Origin of the sequence: Dorea sp. AM58-8 (genome assembly GCF_003464045.1) — a bacterium.
Classification (GTDB): domain Bacteria; phylum Bacillota; class Clostridia; order Lachnospirales; family Lachnospiraceae; genus Claveliimonas; species Claveliimonas ammoniilytica.
The window spans coordinates 46,053-64,942 of record NZ_QSDM01000011.1 but is presented as its reverse complement, the minus strand read 5'-3'; the positions used below and the strand labels follow the sequence as shown (position 1 = coordinate 64,942).

The 18,890-nt window shown below is 42.6% G+C and carries 15 protein-coding genes and 2 pseudogenes; all 17 read left to right on the top strand.

Translation table 11 applies throughout. The annotated features are described in order from the left end of the window. Nucleotides 1-161: 161 nt before the first annotated feature. The 17 genes and pseudogenes from DXA18_RS09465 to DXA18_RS09385 all read left to right on the top strand — a co-directional run bounded on the left by DXA18_RS09465 (nt 162) and on the right by DXA18_RS09385 (nt 18,889). On the top strand, nt 162-1,166 hold the full coding sequence (locus tag DXA18_RS09465) for a LacI family DNA-binding transcriptional regulator (RefSeq protein WP_118383733.1): 1,005 nt from the start codon (nt 162-164) through the stop codon (nt 1,164-1,166). Between the two features lie 152 nt (nt 1,167-1,318). After that, a pseudogene (locus DXA18_RS09460) lies at nt 1,319-3,789 on the top strand (glycyl radical protein). Between the two features lie 45 nt (nt 3,790-3,834). After that, the gene (locus tag DXA18_RS09450; RefSeq protein ID WP_158567114.1) at nt 3,835-4,773 is read left to right on the top strand and encodes a glycyl-radical enzyme activating protein; all 939 of its coding nucleotides are present in this window, start codon (nt 3,835-3,837) and stop codon (nt 4,771-4,773) included. A 143-nt stretch (nt 4,774-4,916) separates the two neighbouring features. Further along, nucleotides 4,917-5,981, top strand: a complete 1,065-nt coding sequence (locus DXA18_RS09445) for an autoinducer 2 ABC transporter substrate-binding protein (RefSeq protein ID WP_243007080.1) — start codon at nt 4,917-4,919, stop codon at nt 5,979-5,981. Between the two features lie 113 nt (nt 5,982-6,094). Next, nucleotides 6,095-7,588: a sugar ABC transporter ATP-binding protein gene (locus DXA18_RS09440; RefSeq protein ID WP_118383729.1), complete on the top strand. Its 1,494-nt coding sequence runs from the start codon at nt 6,095-6,097 to the stop codon at nt 7,586-7,588. Continuing rightward, on the top strand, nt 7,588-8,589 hold the full coding sequence (locus DXA18_RS09435) for an ABC transporter permease (protein ID WP_118383728.1): 1,002 nt from the start codon (nt 7,588-7,590) through the stop codon (nt 8,587-8,589). Before DXA18_RS09440 ends, DXA18_RS09435 begins: the two co-directional genes overlap by 1 nt. A 15-nt stretch (nt 8,590-8,604) precedes the next feature. After that, complete coding sequence (locus DXA18_RS09430) at nt 8,605-9,588, top strand: ABC transporter permease (protein WP_118383727.1); 984 nt, start codon at nt 8,605-8,607, stop codon at nt 9,586-9,588. A gap of 15 nt (nt 9,589-9,603) precedes the next feature. After that, nucleotides 9,604-10,614 (top strand): dihydroxyacetone kinase subunit DhaK, encoded by a 1,011-nt coding sequence (locus DXA18_RS09425; RefSeq protein ID WP_118383726.1) that lies wholly within the window; start codon nt 9,604-9,606, stop codon nt 10,612-10,614. Nucleotides 10,615-10,632: 18 nt separating this feature from the next. Beyond that, complete coding sequence (locus tag DXA18_RS09420) at nt 10,633-11,256, top strand: dihydroxyacetone kinase subunit L (RefSeq protein ID WP_118383725.1); 624 nt, start codon at nt 10,633-10,635, stop codon at nt 11,254-11,256. 77 nt (nt 11,257-11,333) lie between these two features. Next, nucleotides 11,334-11,798 (top strand): ureidoglycolate lyase, encoded by a 465-nt coding sequence (locus DXA18_RS09415; RefSeq protein ID WP_118383724.1) that lies wholly within the window; start codon nt 11,334-11,336, stop codon nt 11,796-11,798. A gap of 19 nt (nt 11,799-11,817) precedes the next feature. Further along, the gene (locus DXA18_RS09410; RefSeq protein ID WP_118383723.1) at nt 11,818-13,368 is read left to right on the top strand and encodes an FGGY-family carbohydrate kinase; all 1,551 of its coding nucleotides are present in this window, start codon (nt 11,818-11,820) and stop codon (nt 13,366-13,368) included. 56 nt (nt 13,369-13,424) lie between these two features. Continuing rightward, entirely contained in the window at nt 13,425-14,072 is a 648-nt protein-coding gene (rpe, locus tag DXA18_RS09405) for a ribulose-phosphate 3-epimerase (protein WP_158567113.1), read from the top strand. A 139-nt stretch (nt 14,073-14,211) separates the two neighbouring features. Then, nucleotides 14,212-14,478: a 30S ribosomal protein S15 gene (gene rpsO, locus DXA18_RS09400; protein ID WP_118383721.1), complete on the top strand. Its 267-nt coding sequence runs from the start codon at nt 14,212-14,214 to the stop codon at nt 14,476-14,478. 264 nt (nt 14,479-14,742) lie between these two features. Further along, nucleotides 14,743-16,828: pseudogene (locus tag DXA18_RS17420) on the top strand (polyribonucleotide nucleotidyltransferase). Between the two features lie 247 nt (nt 16,829-17,075). Then, nucleotides 17,076-17,234, top strand: a complete 159-nt coding sequence (locus DXA18_RS15820) for a hypothetical protein (protein WP_199665564.1) — start codon at nt 17,076-17,078, stop codon at nt 17,232-17,234. A 173-nt stretch (nt 17,235-17,407) separates the two neighbouring features. Beyond that, nucleotides 17,408-17,911, top strand: coding sequence for an SEC-C metal-binding domain-containing protein (locus DXA18_RS09390; protein WP_118383720.1), 504 nt, complete (start codon nt 17,408-17,410; stop codon nt 17,909-17,911). A 57-nt stretch (nt 17,912-17,968) separates the two neighbouring features. After that, nucleotides 17,969-18,889, top strand: coding sequence for a MurR/RpiR family transcriptional regulator (locus DXA18_RS09385; protein WP_118383719.1), 921 nt, complete (start codon nt 17,969-17,971; stop codon nt 18,887-18,889). Nucleotide 18,890 lies beyond the last annotated feature (1 nt).

The following is an 18,890-nucleotide window of genomic DNA, read 5'->3' as shown; positions in this document are numbered from 1 at the left end:
TGATATGCCTCCGGCAGGATTGCAGAGGCATTCTTGAACTTTTATCTCCAACATTGTATCTATATTGAACAATCAGTATTGACAATTATATGTTGTGCAATATATAATAGAAAAAGGGGCTTAAAACGATTAAAAGTAGCAAAATACACAGGAGATAAGAAGTGCGCGCAACAATTAAAGATGTGGCGAAGCTTGCTGGTGTATCGACGGCGACGGTATCTAATGTGCTGACTGGACGTAAGAATGTCAGTGAATCATTACGCCGCCGGGTGAATGAAGCAAGTGCCGAATTGGACTATAAACCAAATAGTATAGCGAGAAGCCTGAAGACGAATCAGAGTCACACGATTGGTGTGATCGTACCGGATATCCTGAATCCTTTCTTCGCGGAAGTGCTGAAACATATTGGCTATGAGGCATCCAGAAAGGATTATCAGGTCGTGATGTATGAATCAGGTGAAAGCGTCAGACAGGAGAAAAAGCTGCTTCAGCAATTAATGGAAAGTGGAGTTGATGGAATTATTGATATTACATCGCGCCTGGATCGTGAAGAGTTAAAAGCAGGTTTTTCAGTGCCGCTTGTGCTTGGAGATCGTGTAGCATTTGACAGTGTGGGCAATGTGGCATTTGCACATACAGATAATCATGCCAGCGGACGAATTGCTGCAGATCACCTGATTGAGCGTGGGTATCGGAAGTTTGCATGTATTGCCGGACCTGTAGATGCAACTTCTGCTGCAAGAAGACGACTGGAAGGATTCCGGGAAGGACTGCAGGAACACGGCTTTACAGAACAGGATTTACTTGTTTTTTTGTGTAAATTTTCGTTTGATGACGGATATCGAATGATGAACCATTTTCTGGATATTTATAATCAAGAAGAAAATTGTGCCGTATTTGCCAGTAGTGATATTATGGCTTGGGGGGCAGTGGAAGCATGCAAGAGTAGAGGCATCCGTATTCCGGAACAGATCGCAATAATTGGAAATGATAATATCTGGTGTAGTAAATATATTGAACAAGGACTTACGACCGTGGAGTATCCAGCGAAAGAGCTGGGCATCAGAACCATGGGAATGCTTCTGGAAGCACTGAATCATGGTGGGGTATTCCAGGAACGGGAAGTCATCTTACAACCTAGTCTATGTTTAAGGAATACAACATAGAGAATCCTGATTTATATGAGATTCTTCGGAATCTCATATAAATTACAACAAAAGTTAATCGTTTAACTGCACGACAAAAGACATACTTGAAGATGTTTTGGAAAAGGACAGAGTGGAACGATTACTAATACACTATAAAAGGAGAGTGTGTGATGAAGTATTGTTATGAAGAAGGACAGAAAAGAACCGGACATGTGTTTATGGGCGAAGAGATTACGCGAAGTGCCCGCATTGAGACGCTGCGAGATACACTTCTGGAGGCAGTGCCACAGATATTAGCAGATAGAGCGATGATCGTGACGGAAGCTTATCAGAGGTATAACAGTGAAACTATCTATATTAAGCGTGCAAAAACACTTGCAGAGCTTCTGGAAAAACTGCCAATTACGATTCTTGACGGTGAATTGATCGTAGGAAGTGTCAGCGACAAACTTCGCTGCGCACATATTTTTCCGGAATTCGGTCTGGACTGGCTGATTGAAGAACTGGATGGGAATCCAGTCAGACCAGAGAAACGCCCGGGTGATCGTTATGAGATTGCGGAAGCGGATGAGAATAAACTCCGCGAGATCACGGACTATTGGCGTAATAATAATCATGAGTATCGATGTAAGGCAGTACTGCCGGAAGAGACACATTTGATTCGTGAGATGGGTGTGACGGATTCTTACTGGTTGATGATCGGGGGTGAAGGACACCTGACAGTGAATCTGAAACGTGTTGTCAAAGAGGGACTTAGTAACTATATGAAAAGGGCAAAGGAACGGCTGGAGAACCTGGATCTGTCGGAACCATCTGAGGCGGAGCAGAAGCCATTCCTGGAGTCAGTGCTGATTACCTGTGATGCAGTGATAAAATATGCAGGAAGATATGCGGCGCTTGCTGAAAAACAGGCGGAAGAGACGGAAAATCCAGTGCGGCGGAAGGAACTTCAACATATAGCGGATATCTGCAGACGTGTTCCGGCAGAACCTGCGAGAGATTTCCATGAGGCCTTGCAGTCAATATGGTTTATTAATCTCTGTATCCAGCTGGAAAACAATGGCCATTCCATATCGCTGGGACGTCTGGATCAGAATCTTTTTCCTTATTATAAAGAAGATATTAATTCCGGTGTAATGCGTGATGAAGATGCATTGGAATTGTTGGAATGCCTGTATCTTAAGCTGTTTCAGCTTCACAAAATTACAAGCTGGGGTAATACGAAATCGTTCAGTGGTTATCAATTATTCCAAAATATTACGATCGGCGGGCAGGATATGAATGGAAAAGATGCAACGAATGAGCTTTCATATTTAATTCTGGGTGCTCAGGCGGCGATAAAATTACATACACCATCCATTTCACTGCGCTATCATGACCGTATTTCAGAGAAGATGATGTATGCGGCTATGGATGTTGTGCGTCTTGGCGGTGGGCAGCCTGCAATCTACAGCGATGAAGTCTATATTCCGGCACTGGTTAACAGGGGGATCAGATGGGATGATGCAGTGGAATATTCCATTGTAGGATGTGTAGAAGCAATTGTGGAAGGCAAACAGACCGGAAGACCTAATGGAGCGGGATTCATTAACCTGCAGAAGATCATGGAACTTGCATTATATGGTGGGAAAGATCCGAATACCGATATCTGCCTGCATCCGGGAAAGGGCAGTCTCGCAGATTTTGCCTCATATGAAGAACTTTATGAAGCATTCAAAGAACAGATTCGTTATTATTTCAAGTATCAGGTAATTACGGATAATATGATCGATATGGTAACCGAAAAAGGAATTGCAGATCCATTTGTGTCTTGTCTTGTGGATGATTGCATTGACAGAGGTAAGACCATGAAAGAGGGTGGTGCGGTCTATGACTACTGTGGACCATTATATGTAGGAATGGCGAATGTGGGCAACACTCTGGCTGCATTAAAGAAATTGGTTTATGATGAGCGTATTCTTACAGGTGTACAGGTGATGCATGCGATACAGACAAATTATGAAGATCTTACTACTGTACCATCTGGACCGGATATCCGTAAAATGCTTCTGGATGCGCCAAAATATGGTAATGACGATGACTATGTGGATGATATTATGGTAGATTATTTCCGGTTTATCTGTGAAGAAACAGCAAAGTATAAGACTACACGGAGCGGGCGTGGACCGATCGGATGTATCTGGCAGCCGTCTACCAGTTCTGTGTCATCAAATGTGCCTTGCGGTGAATGTGTAGGAGCGACTCCGGATGGAAGAAAAGCGGGAGAGGCATTGGCTGATACAGCATCTCCGACACATGGTACAGATACAAAAGGTATTACTGCCTCTCTTAAATCTGTAGGTAAACTTCCGACGGTTCTGGTATCCGGCGGACAACTGGTTAATGTTAAAGTGATGCCTGCAATGCTAGACGGTATGATGACAAGAAAAATGGTACAGGTACTGCGTACATATCTGGGTAATTATAAAGGAATGCATGTTCAGATTAATTGTGTATCTGCAGATACACTGAAGCAGCACAGGTGCATCCGGAAGAATATAAGGATCTGATGGTACGCGTTGCAGGTTATAGTGCATTATTTACTCCTTTAGATAAAGCACTGCAGGATGATATCATTGCAAGGACAGAGCACAGCGCATAAGAGAATGCATAGCATGGCGTATCATAACGAAGGTAGGTGAATAGTGTGTTTGGTTCCGATTATAGGGAGATAGAAGAGACTACAAATGGAATCGTATTCAACATAGAACATTTCCATGTACATGATGGAGAAGGAATCCGAACCAATGTATTTCTGAAGGGATGTAATCTGCATTGCCCGTGGTGCTGCAATCCTGAGTCCATCAGTCCGGATCCACAGATTGCATTTTATAAAAAATTCTGCACCGGATGTGGGAAGTGCCAGAATATTTGCCCGCAGCACTGTATAGAAATAACTGGAGATGGGAAAAGCAGAACAGATCGTTCGAGGTGTATTGCATGTGGGGCGTGTGAAAAGGTGTGTCCGCATGGTGCCAGAGAGCTGTTTGGTCATCGAATGAATGTGGCGGAAGTGATGGAGGATGTGGAGAAAGACAGCTTTTATTTTATGAATTCAGATGGCGGAATGACATTGTCAGGAGGTGAAACCTGTCTTCAACCGGAATTTGCGAGAGCACTTATTGAAGCAGCACACCGCAGATATATTCCCGTAGCGTTGGAAACCGCCGGAGCTGTCAGATGGGAAAGCCTTTGGAAAGTTGCTGAATTGGCGGATGAGATACTATTTGATTTGAAAACAACAAAAACTGAGCATTTTGCACAAGTGGGAAATATTTTTTTAAAAAAAGTGTTAAACAACTTGCACAATTTAACTGTGAATGGTAAAATAATAACTGTGAGATGTCCCATAATACCAAATTTTAATGACACGGCAGAACATCTGGAGAATGTTGCGAAGATTGCGACAGATTTTGGAATAAAGAAGATTGATCTGTTACCGTTTCATCAGTTTGGAAGACACAAGTATGAAGCAATCGAACGTGCTTATTGTTTGAAAGAATATCCGGAGATGGAACGCAGTAAGGTAGAAGAGATGGCGGATTGTCTGAGAAAAAGGGGATTTCAAGTGTCAGTCGGTGGTTGATAACTGACAAATGATCAGATATCAATATTCCATTTTGGTGGTTGATGAGATGGAATGTGGATATATACTTTTGCAATATGCGAAAGTTATAATGGCATGAAGCAGCCAGAATGCTTCCAAATTATACAAGGAGGATGTGTAACATGAAAAAGAGGATTTTAAGTGCAGTACTGGGCATCGCTATGGTAGCGACACTGCTCGTTGGATGTGGCTCTGGCTCATCTGATGACAGCTCAAAGGAAGACACCAAGACAGAGGACACCGCGAAGGATGATTCCGGTGAAAAGACAGCAGCTGATTACAAGATTGCTGTAGTTCCTAAGATGACAAACCTTGCATGGTTTGAGCGTATGGAACAGGGTGTTGATGACTATAACGAAGCTAACGGAACAAGCGTTGAGTACTGCGGATCTCCGGAAGGTGACGGACAGGCAGCATTCGTTGAGGGACTGATCTCTCAGGGATACGATGCAATCTGTGTAGTTCCGTTCGATGTAGAAGCTCTTGACCCTGTTCTTGCAAAAGCTAAAGAGGCAGGCATCGTAGTTATCTGCCACGAGGCATCTACAGTAGAGAACATGGACTATGACGTTGAAGCATTTGATACATTAGAGTATGGTGCTCACCTGATGGAAAAGATTAACGAACTCTCTGGCGGAAAAGGACGTGTAATCCAGACAGTTGGTGCTCTGACATCTCAGTCTCACGTTGAGGAAGCTCAGGGTGGTAAAGAATGGGCTGAGAAGAATGCTCCAGATCTTAAAGTAGATGATCAGCCAATCGTTTCTGATGACAATCAGGACACAGCATACAGCAAAGTTAAAGAAGCACTTACAGCTGATACAAAACACGAGATCGTTGGTATCCAGTGTGCAGCTATGTCAGAGACTCCGGGTGCAGCTCAGGCAGTTGAGGAACTTGGACTTCAGGGCAAAGTACATATCGCAGGTACATCTCTTATGTCAGTTTGTGGCGAGTACGTTGAAGACGGAACAGTTGAGCTTATGAGCTTCTGGGATCCGGCACTTGCAGGTCAGGCAATGATCGAACTTGCTGTTGCAACTCTGAATGGAACAGTTGGCGAAGATACACTTTCACTTCCAGTAGAAGGATATGAGAACCTGACACTTGAAGGCAAAGTATACACAGGTAGTGCTTGGATCGATGTTGATAAAGATAACTGCAACGACGAAGCATACGATTTCTAAATACATTTTGACATCTAAAATGTTTTAACTGAATGAGCCTTAAGCCTCATAGGGAATTGCAATAAGGGCATTCTCTATGAGGCTTTATTTGATGAAGAAACGAGGGATTCTATATGGGAGAAGTATTTCTTAAATTAGAGAATATTAAGAAATCGTTTGGTGGTGTGCAGGCTTTAAAAGGCGTTGATCTCGAAATTAGAAAAGGAGAAATCCTGGCACTTGCCGGACAGAATGGATGTGGTAAATCCACATTGATCAAAGTGATTTCCGGAGTTCATGAACAGACATCCGGTGATTATTATCTTGAAGGTAAAAAAGTCGAAAAACTGACACCTATCGATGCGATTCGAGCAGGTGTACAGGTTATATATCAGGATTTTGCAGTATTTCCTAACTTAACAGTTGCAGAGAATATTGCAATGAACAATTCACTCATGACAGGTACTAAGGTCATGAACTGGAAGAAAGCAAGAGAACTTGCTATCGAAGCTATGGAGCAGGTAGGTGCTCACATGGATCCGGATATTCTTGTAGAAAGGCTGACTGTTGCTAATAAGCAAATGGTTGCTATATGCCGGGCCATTATTAATGATGCAAAATTTCTGATTCTCGACGAACCTACTACTGCGCTGACTAAAAAAGAAGTTGAGAATCTGTTTAAGATCATCCGTCGCTTAAAAGAAAAAGGTATTGCGATTATGATCGTTAACCATAAGCTGGATGAGATATATGAAATTGCTGACAGACTTACGATTATCCGAAATGGAGAATATATCTCCAGCGGAGATATCAAAGAGTATGACAGAGCGAGATTTATCCATGATATCACCGGTCGTGATATTGTTGAATCTGTATATGTTCCAGAGAAAAGTGATGGAACAGAGATTTTGAAAGTTGAAAATATTTCCAGAGAAGGTGCATTTGAAAACGTATCGTTCTCACTTGAAAAAGGCGATGTGCTGGGGATTACAGGACTTCTTGGCTCAGGACGTGGAGAACTTGGTGATGCATTATTCGGGCTTGCACCGGCTACGAGTGGAAAAATCACTTTGAATGGAAAAGAGATTGAGATCCACAACATTGAAGATGCAATCAAGAATAAGATCGCATATGTTCCGGAAGACCGACTGACACAGGGATTGTTCCTTGACAGAAGTATTCAGGATAATATGGTGGCTGCGTCTATTGGCAAGTATTTCCATGGTGGCAAACTGGATCATAAAAAGATCGCAGAAGATACTACAGAATGGATTGGTAATCTCTCTGTAAAAATCGGTAAACAGACAGATGCAATCCGTACATTATCCGGTGGTAATGCACAGAAGGTTGTTATTGCAAAATGGCTGAATACGGATCCTGAGCTGATTGTTCTGAACGGACCTACAGTGGGTGTGGATATCGGATCAAAGAGTGAGATTTTCGAAATTTTGCACAAGCTTGCAAAGGATGGTGTTGGAGTAATCGTTATTTCTGATGACTTGTCTGAGCTGGTTCAGAACTGTAACAAGATCCTTGTTATGAGAAATGGTAAAGCTGTTGCTCATATCGATGAAGAGATCAGCGAGAATGAACTGTACAAGCTGTTCAGCGAAGGAGGAGAGAGTTAATGAAACAATCAAAATGGAAAGAGATTCTGACTTCGAATCAGATGTTTATTGTTTATATTATTGTTGTCCTTTGCATTGCGATTAGCATGAAGACACCAGCGTTTGCAGAGGTTTCGACAATTATTACACTTGCCAGAGCACTTCTGGTAACACTGTGTTTTGCTATCTGTGAGATGGTGGTTATTATTTCGGGAGGTATCGATGTTTCTTTCCCGGCAATTGCGTGTGCATCTCTTTATATTCCAATCTGTGTATTTAAAGAGAACGATATTGACAATGTAGTTCTTGCGTTTGTATTTGCGGCAGCTATCGGGCTGGTGATTGGTATTATCAATGCGGTACTGATTTCATTGCTTCAGATTCCGCCGTTGATTGCTACTCTTGGTGTGAGCAGTATTACACAGGGCATGCTTCTTACGTTCTTTGGCACCAGACAGATCTCAAGACTGCCAAGTACGATTGCAGCACTCAATAAAGTTTATTTGTTTACGTATCAGAGTAAAGCGGGTAATAACTATAGTATGACCGCATTGATTCTGGTCCCGATTATTCTTTATATTGTTATATATATTGTTTTGAAATATACAATGCTTGGACGTGGAATCTATGCAATCGGCGGAGATGCCAATGCAGCTCGTATTGCCGGATTTAACGTAGTAAGACTTCAGTTTATTGTGTACATGTTCTCGGGCGTTATGGCTGGTATCGCCGGAATGATTTATTGTGTACTTAATAAGGCGGCGAACCCATTGAATCTTATGGGAAGTGAAATGATGATCATCGCTGCTGTTGTTGTAGGCGGAACCCGCATGAGTGGCGGACATGGTACAGTGCTCGGAACGATTCTCGGTGTTGTGCTGATCGGTCTGATCCAGAACAACCTGATCATGCTTGGCGTACCTACATATTGGCAGACGTTCGTAGTCGGTGCTGTAATCGTAGTTGGTACAGCAATCACTTCGCTGAAAGAACTTGCTGTTCAGAAGAATCAAAAGGTATAAAGGGAGGAATGTACAATGAAGCTTTTGAAGAAAATAGACCATAACATTCTTTCTTTATTAGGAATGTATGCAGTCGTATTAATTGCGATGGCGATTTTGAACCCGTCAACCTATTATTCAACATTGAATATCAAATCATGGTTTTACCTGTTTCCGGAATACGGTATCCTTACATTTGGCATGATGCTGTGTATGATCTCCGGAGGAATCGATCTGTCTCTGGTTGGTATTGCCAATCTCGTAGGTGTTGTAGCATCGTATATGATGGTTAATATCGGCGGTGGAAAAGAATGCGGTATGGGTATGATTATTGGTGCGATTATTGTGGGTCTGATCATCGGTGTGCTGTGTGGTGCGTTTAACGGTTTCCTGATTGGATTTCTGCACATTCCACCGATGCTGGTTACACTTTGTGGTCTGCAACTTTACACAGGTATTGCTATGATCGTTACAACAGGTCCTGGTATCACTGGCGTACCACAGTCATACATTAATATTGCAAATGGAACGATTGCAGGTATACCGCATACATTGCCTATGTTCATTATTGTTACACTGGTGATGTCATTCCTGTTGAAGTCTACTACATATGGACAGAAAGTATATTTCCTTGGAAGTAATGAAGTCGCATCTAAGTATTCAGGAATCAACAACTTTAAAGTTATCATGACAACATATATGATTTCCGGTTTCCTGGGAGCAATCAGCGGTATCCTGACATCTTCACATTATGGATCCGGTAAATCTAACTACAATACATCTTATACACTGCTTTCACTGCTGATCGTAGTATTGGGTGGCGTTCATCCAGATGGTGGTAAAGGTAAGGTGATAGGAGTTACACTTGCAATCGTATTATTACAGCTGATTTCTTCTGCATTCAGTGTCCTTCGTATCGATACGGTTATTACAGACCTCGTATACGGACTGATTCTGATCGCAGTACTGGTTATTACAAACATTGCAGCTAAAAGAGCAACTAAGGTGAAAACAAAATAAAGGGAGGACTTAGTTATGAAAAAAATCATTAACAAACCGGAAAATTATGTGGACGAGATGTTGGAAGGTCTTTATGCAGCGCATCCTGATTATATTACTTATACAGCGGATGACTTGCGTTGCCTTGTAACATCTAATAAGGTCGCTGGAAAGGTTGGTATCGTTACAGGTGGCGGTTCAGGACATTTGCCATTATTCCTGGGATATGTAGGAAAAGGTATGCTGGATGGCTGCTGTGTAGGCGGTGTGTTCCAGTCACCAAGCCCGGAACAGGTATTTAATGTTACAAAAGAAGTAGATGACGGAGCAGGTGTTCTGTATATTTACGGTAATTATAACGGAGATATTCTTAACTTTGACATGGGCGCAGAAATGGCTGATTTTGAAGAAGATATCCGTGTTGAGACGGTTGTTGCAGGTGAAGATGTAGCTTCTGCTGCACCGGCTGGCCCTGGAGAACCAAATCACAGACGAGGCGTAGCTGGTATTGTATTTGTATATAAATGTGCAGGTGCTGCAGCAGCTCAGATGAAAGATCTGGATGAAGTTAAGAGAATTGCTGAGAAAGCGGCAGCTAATGTAAGAACAATGGGTGTGGCTCTGACGCCGTGTACAATTCCGGAAGTTGGTAAACCGGGATTTACAATTGCTGACGATGAGATGGCTATTGGTATGGGTATCCATGGTGAGGCTGGTATTCGTAATGGTAAAATTGAGCCTGCAGATGCTATTGTCGATGAGATGTTAGAAAAGATTCTTCCAGATATTCCGTATGTAAAAGGCGATGAAGTAGCTGTTATGGTAAATGGACTGGGAGCTACTCCTCTGGATGAGCAGTATATTGTAACACGCCATATTGACAAGAGATTAAAAGAAGAAGGTATCAAAGTACATCGTTACTATGTAGGTGAGTTTGCTACAGCGATGGAAATGGCAGGATTCTCAATTTCCCTGTTCAAACTGGATGATGAGTTGAAGGAACTTCTTGATGCTCCGGCAGCAACACCGTTCTTTAAACAGCTTTAATATTAGGAGGAAATCATAATGAATTCATCATATATTGTAAAAATGCTGGCTGAGATCAGCACAATCATGAATGAGAACAAAGATCGATTGATCGAGTTGGACAGTGTAGTAGGAGATGGAGACCTTGGACTTACAATGACTAAGGGATTTGCAGCAGCGTCTGAATTTGCAGCAGGATCTGATGAAGCGGATGCTGGCAAGATGCTTTACGGCGCTGGAAAAGCAATGTCAAGTGCGGCGCCATCTACTATGGGTACGCTGATGTCTATTGGACTTATGCAGGGAGGAAAGGTCCTGAAGGGTAAGACAGAACTGAGCAACGAAGATGTTGTGGAATTTCTTGCTGCATACGAGAATGGAATTATGACAAAGGGTAAAGCAAAACTTGGAGAGAAGACATTCTTAGATGGATTTGATCCGGGAGTTCAGGCACTGAAGGTTGCTGTGGAAGCTGGCGAGGATCTTGCGGCAGCGACTGCAAAAGCAGCTGTGGCTGCGGAAGAAGGATTCAACGCAGCTACTAATATGAAGGCTGTACATGGTAAACCAGCAGTAAAGGGCGATGCTTCCATCGGTATGGTTGATCCGGGAGCATGCGTTGCAATGCTGATTTTTAAAGCAATTGCAAAAGCCTCTGTATAACAGTAAATAATTAGATCTGATTACACTTATTAGGCCTTGCCGAATAAGTGTAATCTTTTAAGAAAGAAGGATTTGTTATGAAGAAGATTAAAGTAGAGCAGCTTACAAAAGAAGCATTTGCAGAATTTGGCGAAGTATTATCTTATGAAGGAAGAGAAGACTGTGGAGCAAAAGGCTCTCATACATGGTATCCACAGGTTGTAGTCAGAGACACTCCTACATCCATCAATTTGATGGAAGTGTTCCGTAAGCCATTTACAGTGAAGAAATTTGAAGCACATGATCATACGGAGGAAAATTTATTTGCAATGACTGGCGGTATTATCGTTCCATTTGCACCGGCTGGCAAACCGGATCCGGACAAGGTTCGTGCATTCTATATTCCAAAGGGAATGGGAATCAGCTGTAAACCTGGCGTATGGCACTGGGCTCCGAATACACTGGACGATTCCGTACATTGCCTGGTTATTTTCAAGAATAACACAAGCCATGAAGATATATACTTCGATGAACTTCCTGAGGAGATTGGACTCGAACTTTAATAAAACGGAGGAAAATAAGATGCGTAAAATAGATTGTGTATTAGGTGTTGATATGGGTACTGGCGGAGCTAGGGTTGGTATTTTTGATCTGAAAGGTAATCCAATTGTATTTTGTGAGGAACCATATCCATTGTATACGCCAGCTTCCGGTCGCGCAGAGCAGAAGCCAAGCGAATGGTGGGATTCTATCTGCAAGGCATCAAAGAGAGCGATGGCAGAAAGCGATATTGACCCTGCTTGCATCAAAGGTATGAGCGTAGATACAACATGCTGTACTGTTGTCCTGTCAGGGGATGATATGGAGCCTCTTCGTGATGCGATTATGTGGATGGATGTGCGCGCTTCCGAACAGGCAAAGCGTATCTACGAATCCGGACATGATGCATTGAAGTACAATGGATACGGAATGGTATCTGCAGAATGTCTTCCGGCTAAGGCTCTTTGGTTAAAAGAAAATGAACCAGAGACTTATAATAAGGCTACAAGATTTTATGAATGTACAGATTGGCTGATGTATAAATTGACAGGCGAATATACAGCAAGTATTAACTGTGCATCCGTTCGCTGGTATTATAACAATGAAGAAGGTGGATACCCGGTTGACTTCTATAACACGATCGGACTGGATGATCTGGTTGAAAAGCTTCCGGAGAGGGTGTTGCCGTTAGGAGAACTTGTTGGAGGATTGACAGAAAAGGCTGCTGAGGATATGGGGCTTATTCCAGGTATTCCGGTTGGCGAAGGAGGTGCCGATGCGTTTGTTGGCGTTATCGGACTGAATGCACACCAGCCTGGCAAGCTGACATTAATTACCGGATCTTCCCATTTGCATGTTGCCCAGTTTAAAGACCCTATTCACAGAAAAGGAATGTGGGGAGCGTATCCGGATGCTATTGTTCCTGGACTTCGTATGGTTGAAGGCGGACAGACATCGACAGGTTCAATTGTTAACTGGTTCAAAAATCAATTATGTGGTACAGTGAAAATGCAGGCAGAAAAAGAAGGCTGCAGTGTATATGATATTCTAAACCGTGAGGCTGCAAAGCTTCCGATAGGAGCAGAAGGTCTGGTAGCACTAGATTTCTTCCAGGGCAATCGTACACCGCATGTAGATCCGGATGTCAGAGGTATGTTTTACGGATTGTCTTTGGGACATACACCGGCGCATATGTATCGTGCGATTATTGAGAGTATCTGCTATGGTACAGAAGCAATTCTCGAAGTATTCCGCGAAGCTGGATTTGTACCGAAAGCAATGGTTGTATCAGGTGGAGCAGCAAAGAGTGATTTCTGGCTTCAGGCTCATGCAGATGTAAGCAATTGTCCGGTTGTTGTACCGAAATGCAGCGAAGGTCCTGTGCTTGGTTCAGCAATCCTTGGTGCTGTAGCTGGTGGAGTATATCCGGATATTGATACTGCCGCAGAGGCTATGACGGATGTAGAATATACGGTTGAGCCTAATCAGGAAAGACATGAAGAGTATATGTTCTACTTTGAAAAATATAAAGAGATTTATGCAATTGCAAAAGATTGGATGCATTCAGTGACAAATCATGTAACACAGAAATAAAGGATATTCAGGTGGGTATGGTGACATGCCCACTTGCTTATAACAGGAGGAAAACTATGGCAAAGGTATCAGCATCAATCCTTGCGTGTGATCACACAAAGATTGGGGAACAGGTATTAGAAGCAGAAAAGGCAGGTGCGGATATTGTACATATCGATGTGATGGACGGTGTTTATGTGGAGAATGTTACTTTTGGACCACAGCTTGTAGCGGATCTGAAGAAAATTACGAAGCTTCCGCTTTCTGTACATATGGAACTTGTCAGACCAGAGACATTTCTTCCAATGTTTGCAAAAGCAGGTGCGGATATCATTACATTTCAACTGGATGCATGTCCGAACCCGCTTCATATGCTGCGCGAAGTAAAGAAAGCTGGTATTAAGGCGGGACTAGGCATAGGACCGTCTTATGATGTGGAAAGACTTCGTTACCTGCTTCCGCATATCGATGGGCTGATTCTTATGAGTGTAGAACCGGGATATGGAGGACAGCCGTTTGAAGAGAGTATCTATGAAAAGGTGAAAAGATCAGTAGAAATCATGGATGAAACTGGAATACATGTTCCGATCAGCATAGATGGCGGTGTGAATACGGTGACAGGCAAGAAGCTTGTAGAAGCCGGAGCGGATATACTGATCGCGGGAAGTTCTGTATTTGGTGCAGACTCCATTACAGATGCTGTTAAAAGCTTGAAAGCTTTATAGAAAGATACAAAAGGGGGGTTTACATGGACCTCCCTTTTGTGTTATACTACGATTCGTGTAAAACAACCGGTGTTCGGTAGCTGGAGGACTCCAACCGCTACTTAATGTCGGCAGTGTAAAGAATAAGGAGGAAAAAGACATGATAACAAAAGAGCAGAAAAGTCAGATTATCGCAGAGTATGGAAGAGGAGAAGGAGATACAGGTTCTCCGGAAGTTCAGGTTGCTATCCTGACAGCAAGAATCAATGACCTGACAGATCATTTCAAAGCTAATCCGAAAGATCACCACTCAAGAAGAGGACTTCTTAAGATGGTAGGTCAGAGAAGAGGACTTCTTGCATACCTGAAAGAGAAAGATATCGAAAGATATCGTGCACTGATTGAGAAACTTGGACTGCGTAAATAATTATCGCATTTTGAGGATTGAAGAAGTGAAACAAGAGCATCGGGATAACCGGTGCTCTTATTTTGATGCTGTTAAAAAGAAAAATAAAAGATAGCCTTTTTATATAATGTATGCTATAATAAACAAGATTGCGAACAGAGACATATATTCCGAGACCACTGAAAAGTGTATTTTGCGAAATATGTTTTTCAGTAGTTTCGGTGGTTTCTGATTGCGCATAGATGAAATAAGTTTAAGAGATGAATTTGAGAAAGGAATACTACCATGTTTAAACAATTTGAAATGGAATTGGCTGGCAGAACACTGCGAGTTGATGTAGGAAGAGTTGCAAAACAGGCAAATGGTGCAGTATTAATGCACTATGGTGATACAACTGTGCTGTGTACAGCAACAGCATCCGAGAAACCGAGAGAAGGAATTGATTTCTTTCCGTTAAGCGTAGAATATAATGAAAGAATGTACGCTGTGGGTAAGATTCCGGGAGGATTTAACAAGCGTGAAGGTAAGGCATCTGAGAATGCTGTTCTGACAGACCGTGTTATCGACCGTCCGATGCGTCCGCTGTTCCCGAAGGATTATCGTAATGATGTTACATTGGAGAATCTTGTACTTTCTGTAGATCAGGATTGTTCGCCGGAACTTACAGCAATGCTTGGTTCTGCAATTGCAACTACAATTTCTGACATCCCGTTTGACGGACCGATTTCTACTACTCAGGTAGGTCTGGTTGATGGCGAATTTGTATTTAACCCGACAGCTGTTCAGAAGGAAGTGTCTGACATGGCTTTGACAGTTGCGTCTACACGAGAGAAGGTTATCATGATTGAGCTGGAGCTAATGAAGTTCCGGAAGCACAGATGATCGAAGCGATTTATGCTGCTCACGAAGTAAACCAGAAGGTTATCGCATTTGTAGATACAATTGTTGCAGAATGTGGCAAGCCAAAGCATGATTATCAGAGATTTGCAGTCCCGGAAGAACTTTTTGCAGCTATTAAAGAGATTGTTCCGCCGGAAGAGATGGAAAAAGCAGTATTTACTGATGAAAAGCAGGTTCGTGAGGAGAATATCCGCCAGGTAACAGAGAAGCTGGAGGAAGCTTTTGCTGATAATGAAGAATGGCTTGCTGTACTTGGAGAGCTGTATATCAGTATCAGAAGAAGACGGTACGTAAGATGATTCTGAAAGATCACAAGCGCCCGGATGGAAGAGCAATTGAACAGATTCGTCCGCTTGCGGCAGAAGTAGACCTGATCCCACGTGTACACGGTTCTGCTATGTTCACCAGAGGACAGACACAGATCTGTAATGTCTGCACACTGGCACCACTGTCGGAGGCACAGAGACTTGATGGATTAGATGAGAAAGAGACTACGAAGCGTTATATGCATCACTATAACTTCCCTTCATACTCTGTAGGTGAGACAAGACCATCCAGAGGACCGGGACGTCGTGAGATTGGACACGGAGCTCTTGCGGAGCGCGCACTTGTACCAGTTCTTCCAAGTGAATCTGAATTCCCATATGCGATCCGTACTGTATCAGAGACATTTGAGTCTAATGGATCTACATCTATGGCTTCTACCTGTGCATCTTGTATGTCTCTTATGGCTGCAGGTGTTCCGATTAAAGCTATGGTTGCAGGTATCTCATGCGGACTCGTGACCGGAGATACAGATGATGATTATCTGGTACTTACTGATATTCAGGGCCTTGAAGATTTCTTTGGAGACATGGACTTTAAGGTAACCGGTACAAAGAAGGGTATCACGGCAATCCAGATGGATATCAAGATCCACGGACTTACAAGACCGATCGTTGAAGAAGCAATCGCACGTACAAGACAGGCTCGTCTGTTTATTATGGATGAGTGTATGTCGAAGGCAATTGCAGAGCCTAGAACAGAGGTTGGAGAATTTGCACCTAAGATCATTCAGATGCAGATTGATCCACAGAAGATTGGCGATGTAGTTGGTCAGCGTGGAAAGACAATCAATGCGATCATTGAAGAGACAGGCGTTAAGATCGATATTACAGATGATGGCGCTGTGTCTATCTGTGGTACTGATGCAGCTGGAATGGCTCGTGCAAAACAGCTGATCGAGATTATTGTAACTGACTTTGAAGCGGGACAGGTTCTAGAAGGAAAGGTTGTCAGCATCAAAGAGTTCGGTGCATTCCTTGAATTTGCACCTGGAAAAGAGGGAATGGTGCACATTTCTAAGATTTCTAAAGAAAGAATCAAACAGGTTGAGGATGTACTTACCCTGGGTGACGTGGTTAAGGTTGTATGCCTTGGCAAGGATAAGATGGGACGTCTTTCATTCAGCATGAAGGATGTAGTTGAATAGGATATAATAATTAAGGGGCCGGATTTTCTGGTCCTTTTTTATTAAAGCAAACTTAAGATTCAGGTTATTAATTCTTTAGATTCTATACACATCCATGTCACATATCTCCGTTATGCTAAATATAGTTGGAAAGGAAAGCCGGAATTAGTCATATTGCAGGGGGAGACGCAATATAATAATAAAGTCGGCAATCCAATCAGACTTACAGATGAGTATAATTAAAACAGAAAGATAGGAGGAGATTTGCATGGATAAGGGGACATACAGAGATAACTATCAGGAAGTTATATCGATGGAAGAGTATCTGCTCAGAAGGCAGCGTATCCGGGAAGCCGGACGTAAGAACCAGCAGTCTGACGTTGTGGAAAATAGTCCCGCCTGGTTCATGGCAGAACTTTATATTTAACCCACATACATAAGAATTTTAAAGAAAGAGCTGCACGGAACAATCTGTGCGGCTCTTTTGCAAATAAATAAAGTAAAGACTTTGAAAAAAAGTATTAAATGGTATATAATATTGTGAGCGGATTAGGCATGCCTGCCGTCTGCAATATTTTAACAGACAAAGGAGAAACAAAAATGGCTGGATTATTAGATCAGTGGCGTAAAATCGCATATAACGAACAGGCAGACAGAACCGAGCTTCAGAATTTCTGGGCTAATTATTTTAATATTGAAAAGGACATTTATGAGCAGCTGTTATCGGATCCGGATACAGAAGTACGCGGAACTGTAAAGGAACTGGCTGAAAAGTATGGTCAGGATGTTATGACTATGGTTGGATTTCTGGATGGAATCAACGAGAGTCTGAAAGAAGAGAACCCGATCGAAGATCTGTCAGAAGATACACAGGTGAACCTGGTATTTGATAAGGCCCTTCTGTATAAGAATATGGTGGCTGCCAAGGCTGACTGGCTGTATGAACTGCCGCAGTGGAAAGAAATCTTCTCTGAGGAAGAATTAAAGGCGCTTTACAAGGAGCAGAGAGATTCCGGTACAGTTCGTAAACCAAAGAAAATCGGAAGAAATGATCCATGTCCATGTGGAAGTGGCAAGAAGTACAAGAAGTGCTGTGGTAGATAATAATTCTCTGTTTGTATGATCATATGACAGGGGAATGGAAAAGGAAATGGAACTGTTATGGGAATAAATAATGAACTGCTCCAGAAGATTGATGAGAAGTATCCCAGATTAAGCAAGGGGCAGAAGAAGCTTGCCGATTACATCCGGCAGGAATACGATAAGGCTGCGTTTCTTACAGCCGCTAAAATGGGAGAAGTGGTAGGTGTCAGTGAATCGACGGTTGTTCGTTTTGCTATGACTCTTGGATATAAAGGGTATCCGGAATTTCAGAAAGCATTGGAAGAACTGGTGCGGACCAAGTTGAATTCTATACAGCGGATGGAAGTGACCTATGGAAGGATCAGTCAGGGAGAGATCCTGACGTCGGTTCTGCAGGCTGATATTGAAAAGATTAAGCTTACCATGGGAAGTATGGATCAGGAAGCGTTTGAGATGGCGGTGGATACGATTCTGAAAGCAAAGAGAATCTATGTGATCGGTATTCGGAGCTGTGCTCCGTTAGCCAGCTTTCTGAGTTATTATCTGCAGTTGATCTGTGAAGATGTGACGCTTGTTAATACCAACAGTTCCAGTGAAATATTTGAACAGTTGATTCGTATCGGACAGGATGATGTAGTGATTGGTATCAGTTTTCCACGTTATTCCATGAGGACTTTAAAAGCACTTGAATTTGCGAATAATCGCAATGCCAAGGTGATTACATTGACGGACAGTGTTCATTCACCGATGAATCTGTATTCGTCCTGCAATCTGATTGCACGAAGTGATATGGCGTCTATTGTAGACTCTCTGGTGGCACCTTTGAGTGTGATCAATGCGCTAGTAGTAGCTCTTTGCATGAAGAAGCAGAAAGAAGTAGTGGCAACACTCGAAACACTGGAGAAGATCTGGGACGAGTATCAGGTATACAGTAAGGATGAACTGAATATGGTTACGGATAAGGTGGAATTTTCGAATCTTGGCGGAGATGATATTTAGT